The sequence below is a fragment of the Amphritea sp. GJ51-11 genome, from assembly GCF_055808735.1.
In genome coordinates, this window is record NZ_CM147881.1 from 3,289,816 (window position 1) to 3,311,883 (window position 22,068).

The following is a 22,068-nucleotide window of genomic DNA, read 5'->3' on the forward strand; positions in this document are numbered from 1 at the left end:
CTACAATGACAAACCAGCCCTCTGTAGGAGCCCCTTCTAGGGGCGATAAATCCAATTAGAAACCATCGCTGCCAGAGGCGGCTCCTACAATGACAAACCAGCCCCCTGTAGGAGCCCCTTCTAGAGGCGATAAATCCAATTAAAAACCATCGCCGCCAGAGGCAGCTCCTACAATGACAAACCAGCCCTCTGTAGGAGCCCCTTCTAGGGGCGATAAATCCAATTAGAAACCATCGCCGCCAGAGGCGGCTCCTACAATGATAAACCAGCCCCCTGTAGGAGCCCCTTCTAGGGGCGATAAATCCAATTTGAAACCATCGCTGCTCAGATTTACCCCTTAGGAATCAGAATATTGGCTGTCGGGCAGATCTCTGTTAGCTTTCCTTTCAATAGCCGTTTTGCTTGCCAATCACCGTGAACGATTCGTATCTCTTTCGGTTTATGCCGCATCCGTTTAACAAAATTAATGAGGTTTTTCTGATCGGCGTGGGCAGAATAACCACTCAGGGTATATATCCCTGCTTTGATATCGATTTTTTCATCATCAAGATAGACATAACCACCAGCAGGACCATAACGTTGAATATCGCTCCCTGGCGTTCCTTGCGCCTGATAACCCACGAACAACACATCCGTGCGGGTATCGCCCAGCAATGCTTTAAGATAGTTCACAATACGGCCACCCGCGCACATGCCACTAGCGGCAATAACAATCGCAGGCCTGCCACTGCTTTTAAGATAGTTAACCAGTTTTTGATGCTGCCTATGGGAATCTACTGTGATTAATTGATCAAAGCCGAGTGGATGGCGACCACGCCCCTTACGCGCTTTTGCCTCAGCATCCCATAACTGATTTAAGGCTCGGTAATGTTGAGTAAACTTAGCCGCCAGCGGCGAGTCGACAATCACATCGATATTATCCCAGGTGGTGCCTTTGTGCCGATGGATAATATCCTCTAGCTCGTATAGCAGCTCCTGCGTTCTGCCAATGCTAAACGCGGGAATAAGCACGGTGCCTGCATCTTTAAGGCAATGTCTAATAATCGTTTCTAGTTGCTTGCGGCGGTTACGACGGTTTTCATGCTCCTTATCACCATAGGTGCTTTCAATCACCAGCCGATCCGCTCGCCACGGCGATTTTGGTGCAGGCAGGAGCGGAGCATAGGGTGCGCCAAGATCACCTGAAAAAACAACTATCTCGTTGTTATATTTAAACTCGATATAAGCGGATCCAAGAATATGCCCCGCCGGCTGATACCTAAACCGCAGCCCTTCAATAGCATCGACCGAATACCACTGTTTATATTCCACCGGTTGTAACCACTGTTCTAATAGCTGCAAAAACTGGGCGATTAACGCCTCATTACGGGTGACACCAATTTTTAGTGCGTCTTCCAAGACTAAAGGCAGTAACGTAGCGGTCGCTTTTGATGCGAATACCGGCCCATCAAATCCAGCGGCAATCAGAGAAGGAATACGGCCCACATGATCGATATGGCAGTGAGTGACAAATAGCGCCTTGATGGTATTGACTGGAAAATCGAGCTGCAGGTTAGCGGATTCTGAGCCGCTATTTTCAGCTCCTTGAAACATACCGCAATCAATCAGCACACTGGTTTTGTTATCCAAAATCAGCTCATGACAGGAACCTGTCACCCCCGTTACCGCGCCGTGATGTTTGATATCCATCTAAACCTCCATGTTTAACAGGCAGGGGCCTAAAAAATCAAAAAAAGCTTAACAGGTATAATAGTTTAAAATAATGATTGGGGTAATTTGAACAAAGTGGTTCATGCGTATGAACGGCCTCAGACGGAGATGATTTTGGCTATAATTCATCGCCCCGAGACGGTGCTCCCACAGGGGTATTACGATTGTAGGAGCTGCCTCCGGCGGCGATAGTTTTGATGAGAATTCATCGCCCCGAGACGGGGCTCCCACAGGGGCATTGCCATTGTAGGAGCTGCCTCCGGCGGCGATAGTTTTGGTTAGAATTCATCGCCCCGAGACAAGGTTCCCACAGGGGTATTACGATTGTAGGAGCTGCCTCCGGCGGCGATAGTTTTGGTTAGAATTCATCGCCCCGAGACGGGGCTCCCACAACCCAAGGGTTATCCCCGGTGTAGGAGCTGCCTCCGGCGGCGATGAACCCTCTACAAGGGACATTAAACCCGGTAATACGCTTTATACCATTCAACAAACTTTTGCATACCGTCTTCGATGGTGGTGCTGGGTTTAAAGCCTGTTGCTTGCTGCAAACTATCAATATCCGCATAGGTTGCTGGAACATCCCCAGGCTGCATTGGCAGGTATTCTTTGATCGCTTTTTTGCCTGCGGCCGACTCGATCGCTTCGATAAAACGACTCAGCTCGATCGGCTCGTTATTACCAATGTTATAGATTCGATAAGGGGCGCTACTGCTATCAGGGCTCGTCCTTAGATTGCTTTCATCCGCTTGAGGAATAACATCCTGAATACGGATAACCCCCTCAACAATATCATCGATATAGGTGAAATCACGCAGCATTTTACCGTGGTTAAACACCTTAATCGGTCGGTCTTCTAGTATCGCGCTGGTAAAGAGGAACGGCGCCATATCGGGACGCCCCCAAGGGCCATAAACAGTAAAGAAGCGCAGCCCCGTTGTTGGAATGCCGTATAGATGGGAATAGCTATGCGCCATCAGCTCATTGGATTTTTTGGTAGCCGCATAGAGCGACACCGGATGGTTAACGCCATCTTCAACAGAAAATGGCATTTTGGTATTCATACCATACACCGATGAAGAAGAGGCATAGACGAGGTGTTTTATATTGTTCTGCCGACACCCTTCCAAAATCGTCATCATTCCCGTGAGATTGGAATCGACATAAGCAAAGGGGTTTTCCAACGAATAACGCACCCCAGCCTGTGCGGCAAGATGTATTACCCGATCAAAACCGCTTTCAGCGAATAACTGCGCCATCCCTTCTCGGTCAGCGAGATCCAGCTTTTTGAAAGTGAATTGTGGATAATTCGCCAAGCGTTCTAGGCGCGACAATTTTAGTGCGGGGTCGTAATAATCGTTCAGGTTATCCAAGCCAATAACCGTATGACCCGCCTGACACAGACGTTCTGAGACAAAGTTGCCGATAAAGCCGGCGGCACCGGTGACGAGGTAGGTTAACTGCATAATATTAGCCCAGTGAATTTATAGGTGTTATGGAAATGTTAATCAGTTACTGCATTAGGTTTTTCTAGATACGTGCTTTTATGAGCGTTTGATTCAGATCCAACATCATCGCTGCCAGAGGCAGCTCCTACAAACATAATGACAAACCATCCCACTGTAGAAGCCCCTTCTAGGGGCGATCAATTCTAATTAAAAACCATCGCCGCCAGAGGCAGCTCCTACAAACATAATGACAAACCATCCCTCTGTAGGAGCCCCTTCTAGGGGCGATCAATTCTAATCAAAACCATCGCTGCCAGAGGCAGCTCCTACAAACATAATGACAAACCATCCTTCTGTAGGAGCCCCTTCTAGGGGCGATCAATTCTAATTAAAAACCATCGCCGCCAGAGGCGGCTCCTACAGTCAAACAATCAACCCTGCTTAATCGACAAACCACGACCAATGGCATAATAACTAAAACCACGATCCGCCATACGCTGAGGATCGTAAAGGTTACGACCATCAAAGATCACTGGCTCGGCTAGCTGCTGTTTAATGGTATCAAAATCCGGCGCACGGAAACTTTGCCACTCGGTGCAGACCACTAGCATATCAGCCCCATTGAGCGCCGCTTCTTTGGTGCCCATCAAACGCAAGTCATCACGGGAACCATAAATACGTTGAGTCTCTTCCATCGCTTCTGGATCGAAAGCCTGTACTTTAGCACCCGCAGCCCATAACAGTTCCATCAACACCCGGCTAGAAGACTCCCGCATATCATCGGTTTTAGGCTTGAAGGACAAGCCCCACAACGCAACCGTTTTACCAGCAACATCACCATTGAAATGACGGTTAATCAATTCAAACAGTTTAGTTTTCTGTTTCGCATTAACCGCTTCAACCGCTTTTAATATCTGCGAGTCATAACCGATCTGCTCTGAGGTTTTGACCAATGCCTGCACATCTTTCGGGAAACATGAACCGCCGTAACCACAGCCAGGATAGATAAAGTGATAACCGATACGCTCATCTGAACCGATACCGTTACGCACATTCTCAATATCCGCGCCAACCATCTCCGCAATATTGGCCATCTCATTCATAAAGCTAATTTTGGTGGCTAACATGCAGTTAGCGGCATATTTTGTCAGTTCAGCACTGCGTACATCCATAAAGATAATACGGTCATGATTACGGTTAAACGGCGCGTAGAGTTCGGTCATCACATCTTTAACATGATCACTTTCGGTGCCAATAACAATGCGATCTGGACGCATACAGTCACTGACAGCCGCCCCTTCTTTAAGAAACTCAGGGTTAGACACCACATGGAACTCATGGGCTGCACCGCGGGCTGCTAAAGTTTCGGCAATGGTGGCTTTAACTTTATCGCCGGTACCGACAGGTACTGTAGACTTATCGATGACAATTTTTGCGCTCTGCATGTAAGTGGCGATGGTTTTAGCAACCGCCTGCACATACTGTAGATCGGCAGAACCATCTTCATCAGGAGGTGTACCCACCGCAATAAACTGAATTTCACCAAACTCAACAGCCGCTTTAGCATCCGTTGTAAACAGCAGGCGGCCCGCTTCATAATTCGACTGCACCAGCGGCGTCAGGCCAGGCTCGTAGATTGGAATAATGCCATTTTTCAGGTTTTCAACCTTTTGGGCATCAACATCGACACAGCAAACATCGTGTCCGACTTCCGCCAATACGGCTGCTTGCACCAACCCAACATAACCTATACCAAAGACAGTAACTTTCATTTGCTGTTTATCCTTCTGCAGCCTGTAAATTTGCAGCGAATTATATCAGCCTAAATGCCGCGCGTGCGAAAATAATACACTCAACAGCAAGCCTTATACATGACAGGAATATCGATTTGTCTCTGTTATCGCCATAGCGCCTGTGACTTAGACCTATCGCTGCCAGAGGCAGCTCCTACACCAGAATAACAAACCATCTCCCTGTAGGAGCCCCTTCTAGGGGCGATAAATTCTAATTAAAAACCATCGCCGCCAGAGGCAGTTCCTACACCAAAATAACGAACTATCTCCCCGTAGGAGCCCCTTCTAGGGGCGATAAACTCTAATTAAAAACCATCGCGGCCAGAGGCAGCTCCTACACCAGAATAACAAACCATCTCCCTGTAGGAGCCTCTTCTAGGGGCGATAAACTCTAATTAAAAACCATCGCGGCCAGAGGCAGCTCCTACACCAGAATAACAAACCATCTCCCTGTAGGAGCCTCTTCTAGGGGGATAAATTCTAATTAAAAACCATCGCCGCCAGAGGCAGCTCCTACACCAAAAGCCCCCCCTATAGGAGCCCCTTCTAGAGGCGATAAATTCTAATTAAAAAACCATCGCCGCCAGAGGCCGCTCCAACATCAACAATGACAAGCCCCCTCTGCTTCTAGGGGCGATCAATTCTAATTAAAAACCATCGCTGCCAGAGGCAGCTCCTACTCCAGAATAACAAACAATCCCCTGTAGGAGCCTCTTCTAGGGGCGATAAATTCTAATTAAAAACCATCGCTGCCAGAGGCAGCTCCAACATCAGCAATGACAAACCATCTCCCTGTAGGATGCCCCTTCCATAACCGATAAAAATAAAACAAAAAAAAGCCCCTTTTCAATGATGAAAAGGGGCTTGAGTCATGGGTACAAGAATAACCATGGAAAAGTTCGCCAATTTTAATGCGATAATCTACTCATTATCCCATCAAGCCCACGTCTAAACATGGGACTGGCGGTAGCCAATGCTGCTAAAGCAAAGGCCACCAGCGGATGTAATTAACCGTTTTTAATTACATCACCATGCGACGTACATCGCTTAGCAGTTGGTTCAGGTAGGTTAGGAAACGACCCGCATCACTGCCGTTAATGGCGCGGTGATCGTAAGACAGGCACAGTGGCAACATCTTACGAGGTTCAAACTCTTTACCATTCCAACGCGGTTCGATATCCGCTTTGGAAACACCCAAAATAGCCACTTCAGGGGCATTAACCACTGGCGTAAAGCCGGTTCCGCCAATACCACCCAAGCTTGAGATCGTAAAGCAAGCGCCCTGCATCTCTGCTGGTTTCAGCTTGCGATCTTTCGCTTTACCCGCCAGCTCTACTGCAGCCTGAGACAGCTCATAGATACTCAGCTTATCGGCATCTTTGATCACCGGTACCATCAAGCCGTTTGGCGTATCTACCGCCATACCGATATTGACATACTTTTTGTAGACGATGTGTTCACCATCGGCATGCAAGGAAGCATTGAATTTCGGATGGGCTTTAAGGGCGATCGCAATAGCTTTCAGCATAAATGGCAGCGGTGTTAACTTAACACCGTTGCGAGCCGCTTCATCTTTCATCTCGGCACGGAACGCTTCCAGATCGGTGATATCCGCTTTATCAAACTGAGTCACATGGGGAATGTTCAACCAGCAGCGTGACATGTTGGCAGCGGTCAGCTTATGGATCTTGGACATTTTCACCATTTCGATCTCACCGAACTGGCTGAAATCGACTTCTGGAATCGCTGGAATACCCGAGCCACCGGTTACTGCCGCCGCAGGCTTTTCAGCCAGTTGCTTCAGTGCACCTTTAACATAGGCTTGCACATCCTCTTTGAGGATACGACCCCGTGGACCCGTCCCCGTTACGAGAGAAAGATCAACACCGTACTCACGTGCTGTTGCCCGTACCGCAGGCCCAGCATGTACTTGTTTGTTTTTCTGCTCTAATGCTTCACGATCAACCTTACCCGCAGCGGGTGCAGGTGCAGCAGCTTTAGCCGGCGCAGCCGGTGCTGGAGCAGAAGCGGGTGCCGCAGCAGCAGGTGCTGCCGTTGCTGCAGAACCAACGACTTCCAGTTGCATCAACAACTGACCTTCGTTGACCTGATCACCCTCTTTGATCTTCATGGATTTAACCACACCGGCTTTCGGTGCAGGTACTTCCATTGAAGCCTTATCGGTCTCGAGGACGATCAACGAATCACCTTCAGCAACCGTATCGCCATCTTTAACCAGTACTTCAACCACATCCACGTCGCTCGCGCCACTTAGATCTGGAATCAGAATATCTTCGATACCACCTGCAACAGGGGCTGGGGCTGGGGCTGGGGCCGCAACTGGCGCGGCTTCAGCCACTGGGGCATCGGCAACCGGGGCGGCTGCTGGTGCTGCTGCACCAGCTATTTGAATATCACCGAGATGATCGCCTTCGTTGACGGTATCACCCTCTTTAATATTAATCGAAACGATAACACCCGCCTTCTCGGCAGGCACTTCCATGGAAGCTTTATCGGTTTCTAACGCAATCAAGGAATCGCCTTCAGCCACGGTATCGCCGGCTTTAACTAAAACCTCGACCACATCGACATCCGTTGCGCCACTCAGATCAGGCACCAGAATTTTTTCGACCGCACTAGCGGCTGCTGGAGCCGCAGGTGCTGGGGCCGCTTCAGCGACGGGAGCAGCTGCAGCCGGCGCTGCCGTAGCAACCGGTGCCACCTCTTCAACCACCAGCCCAGTCTCTAATACAACAATCGCTTGGCCTTCGTTACAGGTGCTGTCGACTTCGACTAACACTTCTTTCACTGTGCCCGCATGGGTAGAAGGAACCTCCATAGAGGCCTTATCGGTTTCCAGTACGATCAAAGAATCGCCTTCCACCACTGTGTCACCCACCGCAACACAAACTTCAACAATATCGACGTCTGTTGCGCCACCAATATCAGGAACCGTAATGTTTACAGTACTCACGTTATCATCCTCTCTTAAAAGTTTAGCGTCGGGTTACACAGTCCAAGGAGCTGGTTTTTCCGGATTAATGCCAAACTTCTGCATCGCTTTAGCTACAACAGAACGCTCAACCTTACCCTCTTCTGCCAAAGCAGTCAGAGCGGCAACGACGACGTAGTAACGGCTAACTTCGAAGAAATCACGCAGTTTAGCGCGTGTATCGGAGCGACCGAAACCATCGGTACCCAGCACTTTATAAGTGCCCGGGATATATTCACGCAGCTGATCAGCATAGTTACGCATATAGTCGGTCGAAGCGATAACCGGTCCTTGGCGATCTTTCAAGCAATCTTGTAAGTATGAAGTACGCGGCTCATCTTCTGGATGCAGCATATTCCAACGGGCAACACCCTGCGCATCGCGACGCAGTTCATTGATAGAGGTGGTGCTCCAGACATCGGCTTCAACACCGTAGTCCTCATGGAGGATATCGGCCGCCGCAATCACTTCACGTAAAATCGTACCACAACCCATCAGCTGAACTTTCTTGTCGGAATCTTTACCTTCCTGCAAGACATACATCCCTTTTACGATGCCTTCTTCAGCACCGACAGGCATCGCTTTATGAGCATAGTTTTCGTTCATGGTGGTGATGTAGTAGAACTTGTTCTCTTTGTCCTGGAACATCCGTTTCAAACCGTCCTGCACAATCACCGTCAGCTCGTAACCGAACGTTGGATCATATGAAACACAGTTAGGAATCATCTGCGCCATCAGATGAGAATGACCATCCTGGTGTTGTAAACCTTCACCGTTCAGCGTGGTACGACCAGATGTCGCACCAATCAGGAAACCACGGGCCTGCATATCACCAGCAGCCCAAGCAAGGTCCATAATCCGCTGGAAACCAAACATAGAGTAATAGATATAGAACGGTACCAGTGTGCAGTTGTTGTTACTGTATGAGGTGGCACAGGCCATCCATGCAGACATTGCACCCGCTTCGTTAATACCTTCTTCAAGAATCTGACCGGTTTTAGACTCTTTGTAGAACATGATCTGGTCAGAGTCGTGTGGCACATAGTTCTGTCCAGCCGAGGTGTAAATGCCTAACTGACGGAACATACCTTCCATACCAAAGGTACGGGCTTCGTCCGGCACGATTGGCACAACACGATCGCCAATGTTTTTATCTTTAACCAATGTGCTCATGACACGGTTAAGCACCATCTGGGTCGACATTTCGCGCTTACCGCTGTCTTTCAGCTGAGCCGCGAAGGTTTCCAGTGGTGGAATATCTAGCGCATCAAAATCACTACGACGGGTTGGGTATACACCGCCAAGTTTGTTACGCCGATCCATCATGTACTTCATCTCTGCAGAATCAGGTGATGGACGATAGTAAGGCACTTCTTTCAACTGCTCATCGGTCAGCGGAATGTTGTGATGGTTACGGAAGTCTTTCAGATCATCCATAGCCACTTTTTTCATGGAATGGGTGTCGTTCTTCGCCTGACCTGATTTACCGGTGCCGTAACCTTTAACGGTTTGCGCCAGAATAACGGTTGGCTGACCTTTATGATTCATCGCCTCATAATAAGCCGCATAGACTTTATAAGGGTCGTGACCACCACGGTTGAGGTTCATGATGTCGTCGTCGGACAGATCCTTAACCATCTCTAGCAGTTCTGGGTATTTACCGAAGAAATGCTCACGGGTATAGGCGCCACCGTTGGCTTTATAGTTTTGCAGCTCACCGTCACAGACTTCGTCCATGCGCTTTTGCAGCAAACCTTTAGTGTCGTTTTCAAACAGAGGATCCCAGTGACGGCCCCATAGACACTTGATAACGTTCCAGCCTGCGCCACGGAATACACCTTCGAGTTCCTGAACGATCTTACCGTTACCACGTACCGGTCCATCGAGACGCTGCAGGTTACAGTTAACCACGAACACTAGGTTTTCTAGATTTTCACGCCCAGCCAGTGAGATTGCACCCAGAGATTCTGGCTCATCACACTCACCATCACCGAGGAACGCCCAAACTTTACGCTCACCACGGTTAATCATCGAACGCGCTGACAGATAACGCATCACGTGCGCTTGATAGATCGCTTGAATTGGGCCAAGACCCATCGAAACAGTTGGGAACTGCCAGAAGTCAGGCATCAACCAAGGGTGTGGATAAGAAGGCAAACCAACGCCGTCAACTTCACGACGGAAGTTATCCATCTGCTCTTCAGTCAGACGACCTTCAAGATATGCACGGGAATAGATACCCGGAGAAATATGGCCTTGGAAGAACACCAGATCGCCTTCACGATCGCCTTCAGAACCATGGAAGAAGTAGTTAAAACCGATATCGTACAGCGTAGCAGAAGAGGAGAAACTTGAGATATGACCGCCGAGTCCATCAGCATTGTCATTGGCGCGCATGACCATCGCCATCGCATTCCAGCGGATAAAAGAACGAATACGTCGTTCCATAAATAGATCGCCCGGCATGCGGACTTCATCTTTCGAGGCGATTGTATTGCGGTATGGGGTCGTCAGGGAGGCGCCTGAATCAACGCCAAGCTCAGACGCTTTTTGGCCCAGCTTTTGTAAAATGTAGTGAGCACGATCGCTGCCTTCATTATTGGCAACAGACTCCAGCGCATCTACCCATTCACTGGTTTCAATTGGATCAATATCGTCGATATATTCTTGCACTTTGCCTTTCTCCACTATTCTTGTCTTGCACTCAAAACCAGGCGTTCCAATCATCCCGGTAGTCGGTAAACTCTGTTAAGAATAGAAGTTATCAGTAAAAAAGCAGACAAAAAACAGCCGAAATATGCTGAACCCCATGGTTTTATGGATTTTTACGCTTTGCCTTGCTCACTAATACGTTTCACTAACACTTCTGTGAATGCCTTAAAGAGCTAAAAACAGGTGTCATGCTGCGCTGCAGCAAGCCCGCTACTTTTTTATTGTCTTTGTAATTTTGTAGTAATACTACAAAATTACAGGATTAAAGTCTAGTTATGCTACATAACATGCAGCGATTGTAGTTTTTATACAGACGTTCAATTACAACGGCGTTACATCTGCACGGCGTAATGCCCGCTTGATTCGCGTATTTTCTTTACCCTGCTCAAGCAGTGCATCTTCAACATAAGCGAGATGGTCATGCGCAGCCTTGCGGGCCTTTTCTGGCTCACCGGCAATAATCGCATTCATCAGCACCGAATGCTGTTGATGTATTTTGCTCCGCATATCCTTTTTTGGATAGACATCTTGTAAATTTTCCCAGATATGTTGACGTAGCAGGCTAAACAGCGCGCGCATCATATGCAGCAACACCATATTATGGGTCGATTCAGCGATGGCTAGATGGAAATCCACATCCGCGAATACCTCCTTATCAAACTCTTTGCGATCATGAAACATCTGCAAGGCATCATAGCGGGCACGAATATGCTCTTTATCGGCGGGGGTACTGCGCAGTGCCGCATAGTAGGCAGAGACTCCTTCGAGGGCATGACGAAACTCTAGTAGATCATATTGAGCTTCCGGGTGAGTTTTGAATAATTCCAATAGCGGATCAGAAAAGGCTCGCCCGAGTTCTTCAGAAACATAGGTACCCCCACCCTGACGACTGACTAAAACCCCCTTCGCCGCCAGCTTTTGGATCGCCTCCCGCAGTGATGGCCGTGAAACTTCAAACTGCTTCGCCAGTTCACGCTCCGCCGGAAGCTTTTGACCCGGCTTCAAACTGCCCTCCAACACCATCTCTTCAAGCTGCCCCATAATCACATCTGAAATTTTGGGTTGCTTCACTCGCTGATACACCATCTAACTCTCTCCACCCATAACCGACTGGTACCCAATACAGGCTATTAATGTTTCAACCCGGACCAATGCGTAGGCCCTAAGGTAAGGCACGGTCACCAAATAGACTGAACCTGTTTACCACATAAGTATTTCTGTCTTTTAACCTAACGGCTTTTCTCGCCCCGGACTCAATCGCTTACCTAGCCCTTAACCCTGGCAACTTTAACCTGACAACTTAGCTTAAAGGCTTAGCTCAAAACCTCAGTAGTCGTGCTACATTGAATATCGACTTGGCTCGAACCTTGTCGTTTGTTATTGATTTACTTAAAAAAACGAGCTTTATAAGAAAAACAGGCTAACTTTATTATTTATAAAAGCATTGACAAGAGTGTGGTCAAAATTCTAAGGTAGCGACTCATTGCATGGTAAATTGGTATTACCAATTATTCAAGAACATTTTTAAACGGCTCCGAACGGCCTGTTCCCAACCCTGCAAGAACTGATAAAAACAACAAACATCATGAGGGAAGAGCATGAATACATTCGCAAAGACCCTGGTCTCTGCAGCTGTACTCACTACAGCTATGACAGCAACAACGGCAACCGTAAACGCCGCTGACAAAGTACTGCTAAAAACACCGATTGCCTTTGGCTCTCACCTGCCAGCGCTAGGTACACCGATTAAGTGGGTATCTGAACAGCTACCGATTATGAGTGAAGGCTCCATCAAGATGAAAATCTATGAGCCTGGCAAACTAGTCGGTGCGAAAGAGATTCTCGGCGCGGTCTCTTCCGGTAAGGTGAACTCAGGTTACGCAACAGCCGGTTACTGGCAGGGTAAAATCCCGGCCGCCGCACTGTTCTCTGCCGTACCTTTCGGCCCAGAAGCGGGCGAATATATGGCCTGGCTGTATTACGGTAACGGCCTGAAACTATATCAAGAGATGTACGACACTAACGGCTATAACGTTAAAGTCTTCCCTTGTGCCATTATCTCTCCTGAAACCTCCGGTTGGTTTAAGAAAGAGATCAACACCCCTGAAGACCTGAAAGGCCTAAACATGCGTTTCTTCGGTCTGGGCGCCTCCGTAATGGAGAAAATGGGCGTTTCTACCTCTCAGTTGCCGGGCGGTGAAATCTTCGGCGCACTAGAGAAAGGTGCGATTGATGCGACTGAGTTCTCTCAGCCAGCCATCGATCAACGTCTCGGTCTATACAAAATTGCTAAGTACAACTACTTCCCAGGCTGGCATCAGCAAGCCACTATCTTTGAATTGCTAATCAACAAAGATACTTGGAACGGCATGAGCAAGTCACAACAGGCGATTGTAGATAACACCTGTAAAGCGTCTGTCACCAACGCGATTGCAGAAGGTGAAGCGATGCAGTTTGATGTAATGGCGAACGCGAAAGACAATGGCGTTCATATCCGTTACTGGAATGACACCATGCTGACGGCCTTTGAAGATAAGTGGAACGAAGTTGTGGTTGAGAAAACCGCTCAAGATCCGTTCTTTAAGAAAGTTTGGGATGATCTGAGCACCTTCCGTAAGGGTTACGACCTTTGGGAATCTAACGCATTCTTGCCACGTGCGAAAAACAACTAAGCTTAATGTTGTTACGGAGGGGCCACAGGCCCTTCCGTTTATGTTATCTAAGGTGCTGCTAAGGCAGCCCGACAAGAACATATTAAACCTATCGAACAACTTATCTGAAAACGCAGCGAAACCTAAGAAAACTCTGTCAAAAAGAGGCGATAACGCGGCTGTTTTGCAGAGTTTTTTTCAATACGTCTTCAAATGTTGACCCTAACTATAATAACCGCTGCTAAAGGTGCATTATCGTGAACCAGCCTAATAGCCTGCCCTCTGTTCCGCTGGCGGACAGCATTGACCGGGCAATCCAGAAGATCGGTCACCTGATCGCCTGGGCCTATGTCCTCCTTGTCTTTGTGATCATTACCCAAGTAATTTTACGTAAAGGCTTTTCCAGTGGACTCATTATCTTTGAAGAGTTGGAATGGCACCTCTATGCCGTGGGCGTGATGTTTGGTCTGTCATTTGCTCAGACCACTAACTCCCATATCCGTGTCGATCTGTTTTATTCATCCTTTAGGGCAAACACCAAATACGTGATCGAAATTTTAGGCATCCTGCTGCTCGTGATGCCATTTATCTTGGTTATTTTTATCCACAGCCTCGACTTTGTCGCTGACTCCTTCCGTATTAATGAACACTCAGAATCCCCATCCGGCCTGCCCTATCGCTGGCTGGTTAAGAGTGTTATCCCCGCCAGTATGGCGTTATTAGGCTTAGCGGTGCTTTCGCGCCTGTATCGCGACACTGTATTACTGTTTAGAGGGGATAAAGCATAATGGAAATTAATGAAATTCTGGTTATCGCCATGTTTCTGTCGTTCATCGTCCTGCTATTTACCGGTATTCCGGTCGCATGGGTGCTGGGCGGCGTAGGTGTTATTTTTGCCCTGATCGGCTATCTTGCGGATACCTATTTCGATACGATTACTGGTTTAGATTTTCTTACCCTCGGTTTGGTGGTCAACCGGCTATGGAAGATCATGGACAACTGGATATTGGTTGCCCTACCGATGTTTATCTTTATGGGCATCATGCTGGATAAATCCGGTGTCGCAGAGCGACTGATGAAGTCGATGCAGGAGCTGTTTGGCCAGGTGCGAGGCGGTTTGGCAATTACCGTTACCGCCATCGGCATCATTCTGGCGGCCTCGACCGGTATTATTGGCGCGTCCGTGGTGTTACTGGCGGTAATGTCATTACCCTCCATGACCAAGCAAGGCTACTCCATGCCATTGGCGCTAGGCACCATAGCCAGTGCAGGCACCCTCGGTATTCTCATTCCCCCCAGTATTATGCTGGTGATTATGGCGGATCAACTGGGACTTTCGGTTGGCGATTTATTTATGGGGGCAGTATTCCCAGGTTTGATGCTCGGCGGCATGTATATTCTCTACATTCTGATCGTTGGTAAACTCAAGCCAGACGCGGCGCCGATTCCAAAAGATACCAAGCCGGTGACCATTGCCACCTGGATCTCCGTATTAAAAGCGGTGCTACCAACCCTGTTATTGATTTTTGTGGTGTTGGGCTCGATCTTCGGTGGTTTCGCAACCCCGACGGAAGCCTCCGGTGTCGGCGCCTTTGGTGCAACCCTGTTGGCGATCTACAACCGCAAATTCAACTTTAAAGTACTGAAAGAGGTCATGCAGGGCACCTACAACACCACCGCCTATATTTTCGCGATCTTTATTGGCGCCACCTGTTTTGCCTTGGTATTGCGTGAACTCGGCGGCGATGAGTTGATTGAGTCGTTCTTGACAGGGTTACCTTTTGGTCCTTACGGCATCATCTTCTTTATTCTTGGGGTGATCTTCCTACTCGGTTTCTTCCTTGATTGGATCGAGATTACCCTGATTATTCTACCGCTACTGGCTCCGGTTATATCGGCGCTAGGGCTGGATATTGATGGCTACGGCGTGGTGGATAACCCAGAACTTGTTTGGTTTGTCATGTTGGTGGCGATGGCCTTACAGACCTCCTTCCTCACCCCCCGGTCGGCTTCGCACTGTTCTATCTCAAGGGTGTGTGTCCGCCAAGCGTTAAACTGAGTGATATTTATAAAGGTGTTATTCCCTTTATTATCCTTCAGTTAATCGGTCTGCTGATTCTGGTGTTCTGGCCACAATTGGTGCTCTGGTTGCCAGCGATGGCCTACGGCTAAACGCACCCACAGAAGGAGCCTCGCTCCTTCTGCTTTTTTAGAGACCCCGGCCAATCCCTTGGCCCAATGATAACCGGGCAGATCCTGAACCAGCGACTGCCTGAGGCGAGGCATTTCGATGAAACAGGCATATCAACAATTTAAGCAACAACTGCTGGCGTTTCTACCGGAGCGTCAAATCATATCCGACCCGCTACGCACGCTCGCTTACGGCACCGATGCCAGCTTTTACCGCCTGATTCCTCAGCTGGTGCTACGGCCCGAATCAGAAGCCGATGTTGCTCGTATCGTTCAATTGGCCAACCAACAGCAGATCCCCGTCACCTTCCGCGCAGCAGGCACTAGCCTATCGGGACAGGCGATTACCGACTCAGTATTAATTCAACTCCGCGATGGCTGGAAAGGCCTTGCCATCAATGCGGATGCCAGCCAAATATCCCTTCAACCGGGAGTGATTGGCGGCCATGCGAATCAGCATCTCGCTCCGTTTAATAAAAAAATTGGCCCTGACCCAGCCTCAATCAATAGTGCCATGATTGGCGGAATTGCCGCGAACAATGCCAGTGGTATGTGCTGTGGCACCGCGCAAAACAGTTATCGCACCCTTAGCAGTATGAAACTCGTGTTAGCCGATGGCACCACCGTGGATACCGGCAACCCCGCCTCCGTTGAGCGTTTTCGCAGCAGTCATAGTAGCTTGCTGACAGCACTGGAAGCCTTGGCCTGCCAGACCCAAAGTAACGAGACACTACGCCAACGCATCGAGCATAAATATCGGCTAAAAAACACCACTGGTTATGCACTCAACGCCCTAGTCGATTACCAAGACCCTATCGACATCATGCAGCACCTGATGATCGGCTCGGAAGGCACTCTAGGTTTTATCAGCGAGATCACCTACAACACCGTTGATGAACATCCTAACAAAGCCTCCTCACTGATTTTTTTCCCCACGGTTCGCATCACCTGCGAAGCGGTTGCCCTGCTGAAAAAAACACCCGTCTCAGCCGTTGAAATGATCGACCGGGCTGGCCTACGCTCGATTGAAAATAAGCCAGGGATGCCTGAGTTTATTAAAACCTTACCTGCTGATGCCGCCGCCCTATTGGTGGAAACCCGCTCAGGCTGCAAGGATCACCTACAGCAACAGGTTGAGACTCTCAAAACGGCCATTGCTGATTTAGAAACCATACAACCGGTCAAATTCACCACTGATCCAGCGGAATATTCACAATACTGGGCCATCCGTAAAGGCTTGTTCCCCGCCGTTGGCGCCATTCGCAAAACTGGCACCACGGTGATTATTGAAGATGTTGCTTTTCCTGTGCCTCAGTTGGCAGATGCGGTGCATGATTTACATGAGATCTTTGATAAATGGCACTATGATGAAGCCCTTATCTTCGGCCACGCCTTGGAGGGTAATCTACACTTTGTGTTCACCCAGTCCTTCGATGATAAAACCGAGCTCACCCGTTATGAAGGTCTGATGGATGATGTCGCTTCGTTGGTAGTGGATAAGTACGATGGCTCGCTCAAAGCAGAACACGGCACCGGCCGCAATATGGCCCCCTACGTTGAAAAAGAGTGGGGCTCAGATGCCTACACCTTAATGTGGGAGATCAAAGAGCTATTCGATCCGAATAATATCCTCAACCCCGGTGTACTGCTCAACCGCAATGCGCAGGTCCACCTTGAGAACTTAAAGCCCCTGCCAGCCGCCGAGCCTCTGATCGACAAATGTATCGAGTGTGGGTTTTGTGAATCCACCTGTCCGTCGCGGGACCTCACCCTGACCCCGCGCCAACGTATTGTTATCTGGCGAGAGATCGCCCGACTCGAAGCTAGCCAAGATGATCCCGAACGACTTAGCGCGTTACGTAAAGAGTACCTTTATCAGGGGATAGATACCTGTGCTGCCTGCGGGTTATGCTCCACTACCTGTCCAGTGGAGATTAACACCGGTGATCTGACGCGCTTACTGCGCAGTCGTAATAACGAAAATCAGACCAAATTGGCACAATGGTTAGCGGAACATTATGGCGGTGTGATGACCGCTAGTAAGGTGGCCTTTAAAGGCGCCGATCTCGCCCACGCCCTGTTAGGCAGTAAAGCGATGAGCGCGGTCTGTAACACTACCCGTAAACTGTCCGGTGGACGTGTACAGCAGTGGACGCCATCGATGCCAAGCGCGGCACCGAAGATCAATACCACCCGCGCGATCAGCAATCCCAACGCGCCTAAAGTGGTTTACCTACCGAGCTGTGCTAGTCGGGCAATGGGACCTGCCCGGGGCGATGAGGAACAAACATCACTGGCTGATAAAACCGAACAACTGCTGCGCAAGGCGGGATTTGAAGTAATTTATCCCGATAATCTGGATCAGCTGTGCTGTGGGATGCCGTTCCAATCCAAAGGGATGTTTGATGCGGCGGACTATAAAGCCAGCGAAACCAGCCAGCAACTGCTTAGAGCAACTGACAATGGCGCGATTCCGGTCTATTCCGACACCAGTCCGTGCAGTCTTAGACTTAAGGATAATATAGATCAACGAATTAAACTCTATGACAGTGTAGAGTTTATCCATAAGTTTCTACTCGACCGGCTGATCATTACCCCCGTTGATGAAACGGTGGCGCTGCATATCACCTGCAGTAGCACGCGCATGGGGGTTACGGATAAATTGAAAACCATCGTCGAGAAATGTGTCACCCGTCTGGTGATTCCAGAACAGATCACCTGCTGTGGTTTCGCTGGCGATAAAGGGTTTTCAACCCCAGAGTTAAACGCATCGGCGTTGCGCTCACTAAAAACAGACGTAGAGGGGTGTAGCACGGGGTATTCAACCAGCCGGACCTGTGAAATTGGACTGTCGCATCATAGCGGTATAGATTACAAATCGATCATTTATCTTCTGGACCGTGTTAGCCAGCCAAAACTGAGCGCACAAAACACAACCCCAGAAAACCGACTGATTCAGCACAACGCTGCGAATCAGTAACTAACGAGGATATTGGCATGGCACTTCCTGAAATCAAAACCATTCTGTACACAACATCATTGGGCAAACACACCCGCCCGGTCTTCAGACAGGCGGTCAACCTTGCTCAGAATCTGAATGCACGGATTATTATGTTGCACGTCATCGAGCCTATCGGCGAACTCGGACATGCTCTGATTCAAAACTACCTACCGGAAGATGTCGTCAAAAAAATGCACGATGAAGGTATCGACCAGGTAATGCAGCAGATGAAATCCCGCATCGAAAAGTTCTGTGAAGAGGAGTTAGGCTCACTGGATAAAGTTGTGGATCTCGATATTGAGCATATGATCGTAGAAGGTAACTACACCGATTCTATTCTCAAAGCGGCTGCTGAAAATAAAGCCGATATGATCATCATGGGTTCAGAAAATACCTTTGGTCATCACAGCCAGACCACCCGCCAAGTGATCAAAGGTGCGAAGGTACCCGTGGTTGCGGTGCCGACCGGTAAAAAATACGTGTAAAGACTCCACTGATCTAAGCCCGTCGCCCGACGGGCTTTTTTTTATGTCACGCCCCGTTCAAACACTATTTTCATCGTTATTTCAGTTTAGGCAGTAATAATAGCGATATCGTTTTTGCATTCAATCAGGATAGCTCATGGAAATAACACTCATTATTGCGGTCGCGACCGTCGCTATATTCTCAGTGTTTATCACCCCAAAAGCGAACAGTAATGGCGCCTTCTTTAAGGGCCTGTCGCCCGAGGGCAAAGCCCCTAGCCTATTGATGCTAACCTTCTCTCAAGTGACCACCTGGATCTTTGCTCGCTCGCTCCTAAACGCCGCTATCTTAGGTTTTTATTACGGTATCTGGGGCACCTTAGCCTATGCCGCCTACTACCTCTCGTTTCTGACCGGGGCCAAGATTATTGACTCGGTTCGCTTTCAACACGGCTTTGATAGCATCCAAGCCTTTCTAACCGACCGTTTCGGCCACTGGGGCACCCGCTGTTATAACATCGTTATCGGCGTGCGTTTAGTTAGTGAAGTGTTTGCCAATATTCTGGTCATCGGCATCTTATTCGGTGTTGCGGGTGGTACGGCCTACACCACCGCCGTGGCATTATTTGCCATTGTCACACTCGTTTATGCAATGTTGGGTGGCTTACATGCCTCTTTGCGCACCGACCTGTTTCAGATGGTTCTGTTTCTGGTATTACTGGCGGTGCTGACCATTTTAGTCCTAGCAACAGGTCAACTAACCAGCGCTACCCTGCTGTTTAAAAGCTTTGCCATCAATGATCCCGGCCCCATTCTGATCCTCGTCGCACTGCTACAGATCTGGAGCTATCCAATGCACGATCCCGTGATGATGGACCGAGGCTTTCTGGCCGATCGGGAGACGACTCGGAAGAGTTTCTATCATGCGGCGTGGATCAGCTTTATCTGTATAACCCTGTTCGGCAGCTTCGGTATTATGGCCGGTGCTCAGGCGATCAGTGGTGAAGCGATGAATGATGCCCTGATGCGCATTCTGGGGGAAACCCCGATGTTACTGTTTAATATCACCTTGGTTATCTCAGCCATGTCGACGCTGGACAGTACGCTCTCGAGCGCCTCGAAACTGGTAGCGGTTGATATGCAGTGGGTCGAACCCTCGGTGGTGAATGGACGGATCACCATGGCGGTGTTTGTATTGCTCGGTTTACTTTTGGTGTTCTCAGGTAATAAAGATCTGTTCAGTGCTGTGGCCGTCAGTGGTACCGCATCAATGTATCTCGCACCGGTTATCTTCTTTTCACTCTGGGGAGGCCGCACCGATATTCCCCTATGGAGCTACCTCAGCAGCTTTGCTTTGGCATTGGCTGGCGCGGCATTGTATTTTAGCGAATCCGCCGGACACACCCAGTGGTTAGGTGATAGCCATAAATACACCAAATTATTGTCAATATCCCTAACCATTCTTATCAGTGGCTGTGCGCTCTTCTGGGCGGGTATAGCAAGCCAAAAACAACCATCCTTAGGAAATACCGCCGTATGACCGTCTTTACTCCAGATCAATCGGCCCCCTTATTAGTGTTTGGTGGCCCCTATAGTAATCTTCAGGCGACGCAAGCCATTCAACAACTCGCCGCCGAACAGCAAATACCGCATCAGAACATTATCTGCACCGGCGATCTCGTCGCCTACTGCGCCCAACCCGATGCAACCGTTGACCTGATCAGGGAGTGGGGAATTAACGTGATCGCCGGTAACTGTGAAGAATCGATTGGTCAAGGAGCACTCGATTGTGGCTGCGGTTTTACCGATGGTAGCGCCTGTGATCTACTTTCGGCGCAGTGGTACAACTTTACTCTTGCACGAGTAAGTGAGCACAATAAAGCCTGGATGCGCCAACTGCCAGAGCAGCTGGGCTTCGCTTATGGAGGGCAGCGTTTTACCGTGATACATGGCGGTCTTGATTCCAATAATCAGTTTCTCTTTGCTTCCGACTCCGCTGTACAGAAAGAGCAACAATTACACCAATCATCCAGCCAAGTGATTATCTCTGGGCACAGTGGCCTCCCCTTCGGTCAGCAAACCGACGCTGGCTACTGGCTCAATGCCGGGGTCATCGGTATGCCCGCCAATGATGCTACGGCACAGACTTGGTATATGCTGATTAACAGGGTTAATGAGCAGTTAGTCTGCACTTGGCACCGGCTAGACTATGATCATCAGCAAGCCGCACAGCAGATGGCTGCTGCCGGTTTAGATAATGGCTATATGACAGCGCTATCCACAGGACTATGGCCTAGCTTAGATGTTTTACCCGCCCCGGAAAGAGCACTCACCGGCCACCCGCTATCACTCGCCCCACTGATGATGCCTTTCGCTTAAGCACTCATCTAAGGCCTTCACCTTCGCTACACCTTCACAACGGCTTGCGGTTTAACACGCAACTTAAAAGCGTTGCTGCCAGCCGCTATTTAAGGCGGCCTAAATCGCTTATACTGCGCGCATGCGAATACTCTGGATAATCACTTTTACAGCAACCCTGCTGTGGTCGGCTATCAACCCATACGACCCGTTCACCTGGTTTCTAGAAGTGATTCCGGCGCTGCTTGGGGCTGTTATTTTGGCGCTCACTTGGCAAAAATATCGCCTCACACCGTTACTCTATGGTTTGATTCTTATCCACTGCATCATTTTGATGGTCGGCGGTCATTATACCTACGCCGAAGTACCGCTGTTTGACCAACTCTCGACACTTTTTGACTGGCAACGTAATAACTACGATAAACTCGGTCATTTCGCCCAGGGCTTTATACCCGCCATCATTGCCCGTGAGATACTGCTGCGCGCCCATGTGATCAATGGCCGTGGCTGGCTTAACCTGCTGATTGTCTGTTTCTGTCTTGCATTCAGTGCACTCTATGAATTAATTGAGTGGTGGGTGGCCGTACTGACAGGTGAGTCGGCGGAAGCCTTTCTCGGCACTCAGGGCTATCTATGGGATACACAATCCGATATGTTTCTCGCCCTGATAGGCGCCAGTGCAGCACTGCTATGCTTAAGCCGCTGGCATGACCGACAGCTGCAACAGATGAATATCCAAACCTTATAACAAT

General features: G+C 49.1%; 13 protein-coding genes and 1 pseudogene. 8 read left to right on the plus strand and 6 right to left on the minus strand.

What is annotated here, in order from left to right:
* Window positions 1–330 precede the first annotated feature (330 nt).
* The 6 genes from AC0L4K_RS14735 to pdhR form a co-directional block, all read right to left on the minus strand.
* A complete protein-coding gene (locus AC0L4K_RS14735) occupies window positions 331–1,689 on the minus strand; it encodes an MBL fold metallo-hydrolase (RefSeq protein WP_473266909.1) in 1,359 nt (452 codons plus the stop codon).
* 476 nt (window positions 1,690–2,165) lie between these two features.
* Entirely contained in the window at window positions 2,166–3,173 is a 1,008-nt protein-coding gene (locus tag AC0L4K_RS14740) for an NAD-dependent epimerase (RefSeq protein ID WP_473266910.1), read from the minus strand.
* Between the two features lie 413 nt (window positions 3,174–3,586).
* Window positions 3,587–4,927 carry a UDP-glucose dehydrogenase family protein gene (locus tag AC0L4K_RS14745; RefSeq protein ID WP_473266912.1) on the minus strand — a complete coding sequence of 447 codons (1,341 nt, stop codon included), beginning with the start codon at window positions 4,925–4,927 and terminating at the stop codon, window positions 3,587–3,589.
* A 1,042-nt stretch (window positions 4,928–5,969) separates the two neighbouring features.
* Window positions 5,970–7,922 (minus strand): pyruvate dehydrogenase complex dihydrolipoyllysine-residue acetyltransferase, encoded by a 1,953-nt coding sequence (aceF, locus tag AC0L4K_RS14750; protein WP_473266913.1) that lies wholly within the window; start codon window positions 7,920–7,922, stop codon window positions 5,970–5,972.
* Window positions 7,923–7,955: 33 nt separating this feature from the next.
* A complete protein-coding gene (gene aceE / locus AC0L4K_RS14755) occupies window positions 7,956–10,667 on the minus strand; it encodes a pyruvate dehydrogenase (acetyl-transferring), homodimeric type (RefSeq protein ID WP_417228362.1) in 2,712 nt (903 codons plus the stop codon).
* A 306-nt stretch (window positions 10,668–10,973) separates the two neighbouring features.
* Window positions 10,974–11,738, minus strand: coding sequence for a pyruvate dehydrogenase complex transcriptional repressor PdhR (gene pdhR / locus AC0L4K_RS14760; RefSeq protein WP_417228361.1), 765 nt, complete (start codon window positions 11,736–11,738; stop codon window positions 10,974–10,976).
* Window positions 11,739–12,250: 512 nt separating this feature from the next.
* Between pdhR and AC0L4K_RS14765 the strand changes: the two genes are divergently transcribed.
* The 8 genes and pseudogenes from AC0L4K_RS14765 (at window position 12,251) to AC0L4K_RS14800 (ending at window position 22,064) form a co-directional block, all read left to right on the plus strand.
* Complete coding sequence (locus AC0L4K_RS14765; RefSeq protein WP_417228360.1) at window positions 12,251–13,324, plus strand: TRAP transporter substrate-binding protein; 1,074 nt, start codon at window positions 12,251–12,253, stop codon at window positions 13,322–13,324.
* A 236-nt stretch (window positions 13,325–13,560) separates the two neighbouring features.
* Window positions 13,561–14,091 (plus strand): TRAP transporter small permease subunit, encoded by a 531-nt coding sequence (locus tag AC0L4K_RS14770; RefSeq protein WP_417228359.1) that lies wholly within the window; start codon window positions 13,561–13,563, stop codon window positions 14,089–14,091.
* Window positions 14,091–15,475 (plus strand): annotated as a pseudogene (locus tag AC0L4K_RS14775) (TRAP transporter large permease). The gene AC0L4K_RS14770 and the pseudogene AC0L4K_RS14775 overlap by 1 nt, the downstream one beginning before the upstream one ends.
* Before the next feature lie 118 nt (window positions 15,476–15,593).
* Entirely contained in the window at window positions 15,594–18,473 is a 2,880-nt protein-coding gene (locus AC0L4K_RS14780; protein WP_473266915.1) for an FAD-binding and (Fe-S)-binding domain-containing protein, read from the plus strand.
* Between the two features lie 17 nt (window positions 18,474–18,490).
* A complete protein-coding gene (locus tag AC0L4K_RS14785) occupies window positions 18,491–18,979 on the plus strand; it encodes a universal stress protein (RefSeq protein WP_417228356.1) in 489 nt (162 codons plus the stop codon).
* Between the two features lie 136 nt (window positions 18,980–19,115).
* Window positions 19,116–20,498, plus strand: coding sequence for a sodium:proline symporter (locus tag AC0L4K_RS14790; RefSeq protein WP_473266917.1), 1,383 nt, complete (start codon window positions 19,116–19,118; stop codon window positions 20,496–20,498).
* A complete protein-coding gene (locus tag AC0L4K_RS14795) occupies window positions 20,495–21,337 on the plus strand; it encodes a metallophosphoesterase family protein (protein WP_473266918.1) in 843 nt (280 codons plus the stop codon). The genes AC0L4K_RS14790 and AC0L4K_RS14795 overlap by 4 nt, the downstream gene beginning before the upstream one ends.
* A gap of 121 nt (window positions 21,338–21,458) precedes the next feature.
* The gene (locus AC0L4K_RS14800) at window positions 21,459–22,064 is read left to right on the plus strand and encodes a DUF2238 domain-containing protein (protein WP_473266919.1); all 606 of its coding nucleotides are present in this window, start codon (window positions 21,459–21,461) and stop codon (window positions 22,062–22,064) included.
* Window positions 22,065–22,068 lie beyond the last annotated feature (4 nt).

What these genes read in the sequence shown, in the direction of transcription:
- AC0L4K_RS14790 (WP_473266917.1), top strand. Translation starts at nt 19,116, where the DNA reads ATGGAAATAACACTCATTATTGCGGTCGCGACCGTCGCTATATTCTCA.
- AC0L4K_RS14785 (WP_417228356.1), top strand. Translation starts at nt 18,491, where the DNA reads ATGGCACTTCCTGAAATCAAAACCATTCTGTACACAACATCATTGGGC.
- AC0L4K_RS14740 (WP_473266910.1), bottom strand. Translation starts at nt 3,173, where the DNA reads ATGCAGTTAACCTACCTCGTCACCGGTGCCGCCGGCTTTATCGGCAAC.
- AC0L4K_RS14800 (WP_473266919.1), top strand. Translation starts at nt 21,459, where the DNA reads ATGCGAATACTCTGGATAATCACTTTTACAGCAACCCTGCTGTGGTCG.
- AC0L4K_RS14795 (WP_473266918.1), top strand. Translation starts at nt 20,495, where the DNA reads ATGACCGTCTTTACTCCAGATCAATCGGCCCCCTTATTAGTGTTTGGT.
- AC0L4K_RS14765 (WP_417228360.1), top strand. Translation starts at nt 12,251, where the DNA reads ATGAATACATTCGCAAAGACCCTGGTCTCTGCAGCTGTACTCACTACA.
- pdhR (WP_417228361.1), bottom strand. Translation starts at nt 11,738, where the DNA reads ATGGTGTATCAGCGAGTGAAGCAACCCAAAATTTCAGATGTGATTATG.
- AC0L4K_RS14745 (WP_473266912.1), bottom strand. Translation starts at nt 4,927, where the DNA reads ATGAAAGTTACTGTCTTTGGTATAGGTTATGTTGGGTTGGTGCAAGCA.
- AC0L4K_RS14780 (WP_473266915.1), top strand. Translation starts at nt 15,594, where the DNA reads ATGAAACAGGCATATCAACAATTTAAGCAACAACTGCTGGCGTTTCTA.
- aceE (WP_417228362.1), bottom strand. Translation starts at nt 10,667, where the DNA reads ATGATTGGAACGCCTGGTTTTGAGTGCAAGACAAGAATAGTGGAGAAA.
- AC0L4K_RS14735 (WP_473266909.1), bottom strand. Translation starts at nt 1,689, where the DNA reads ATGGATATCAAACATCACGGCGCGGTAACGGGGGTGACAGGTTCCTGT.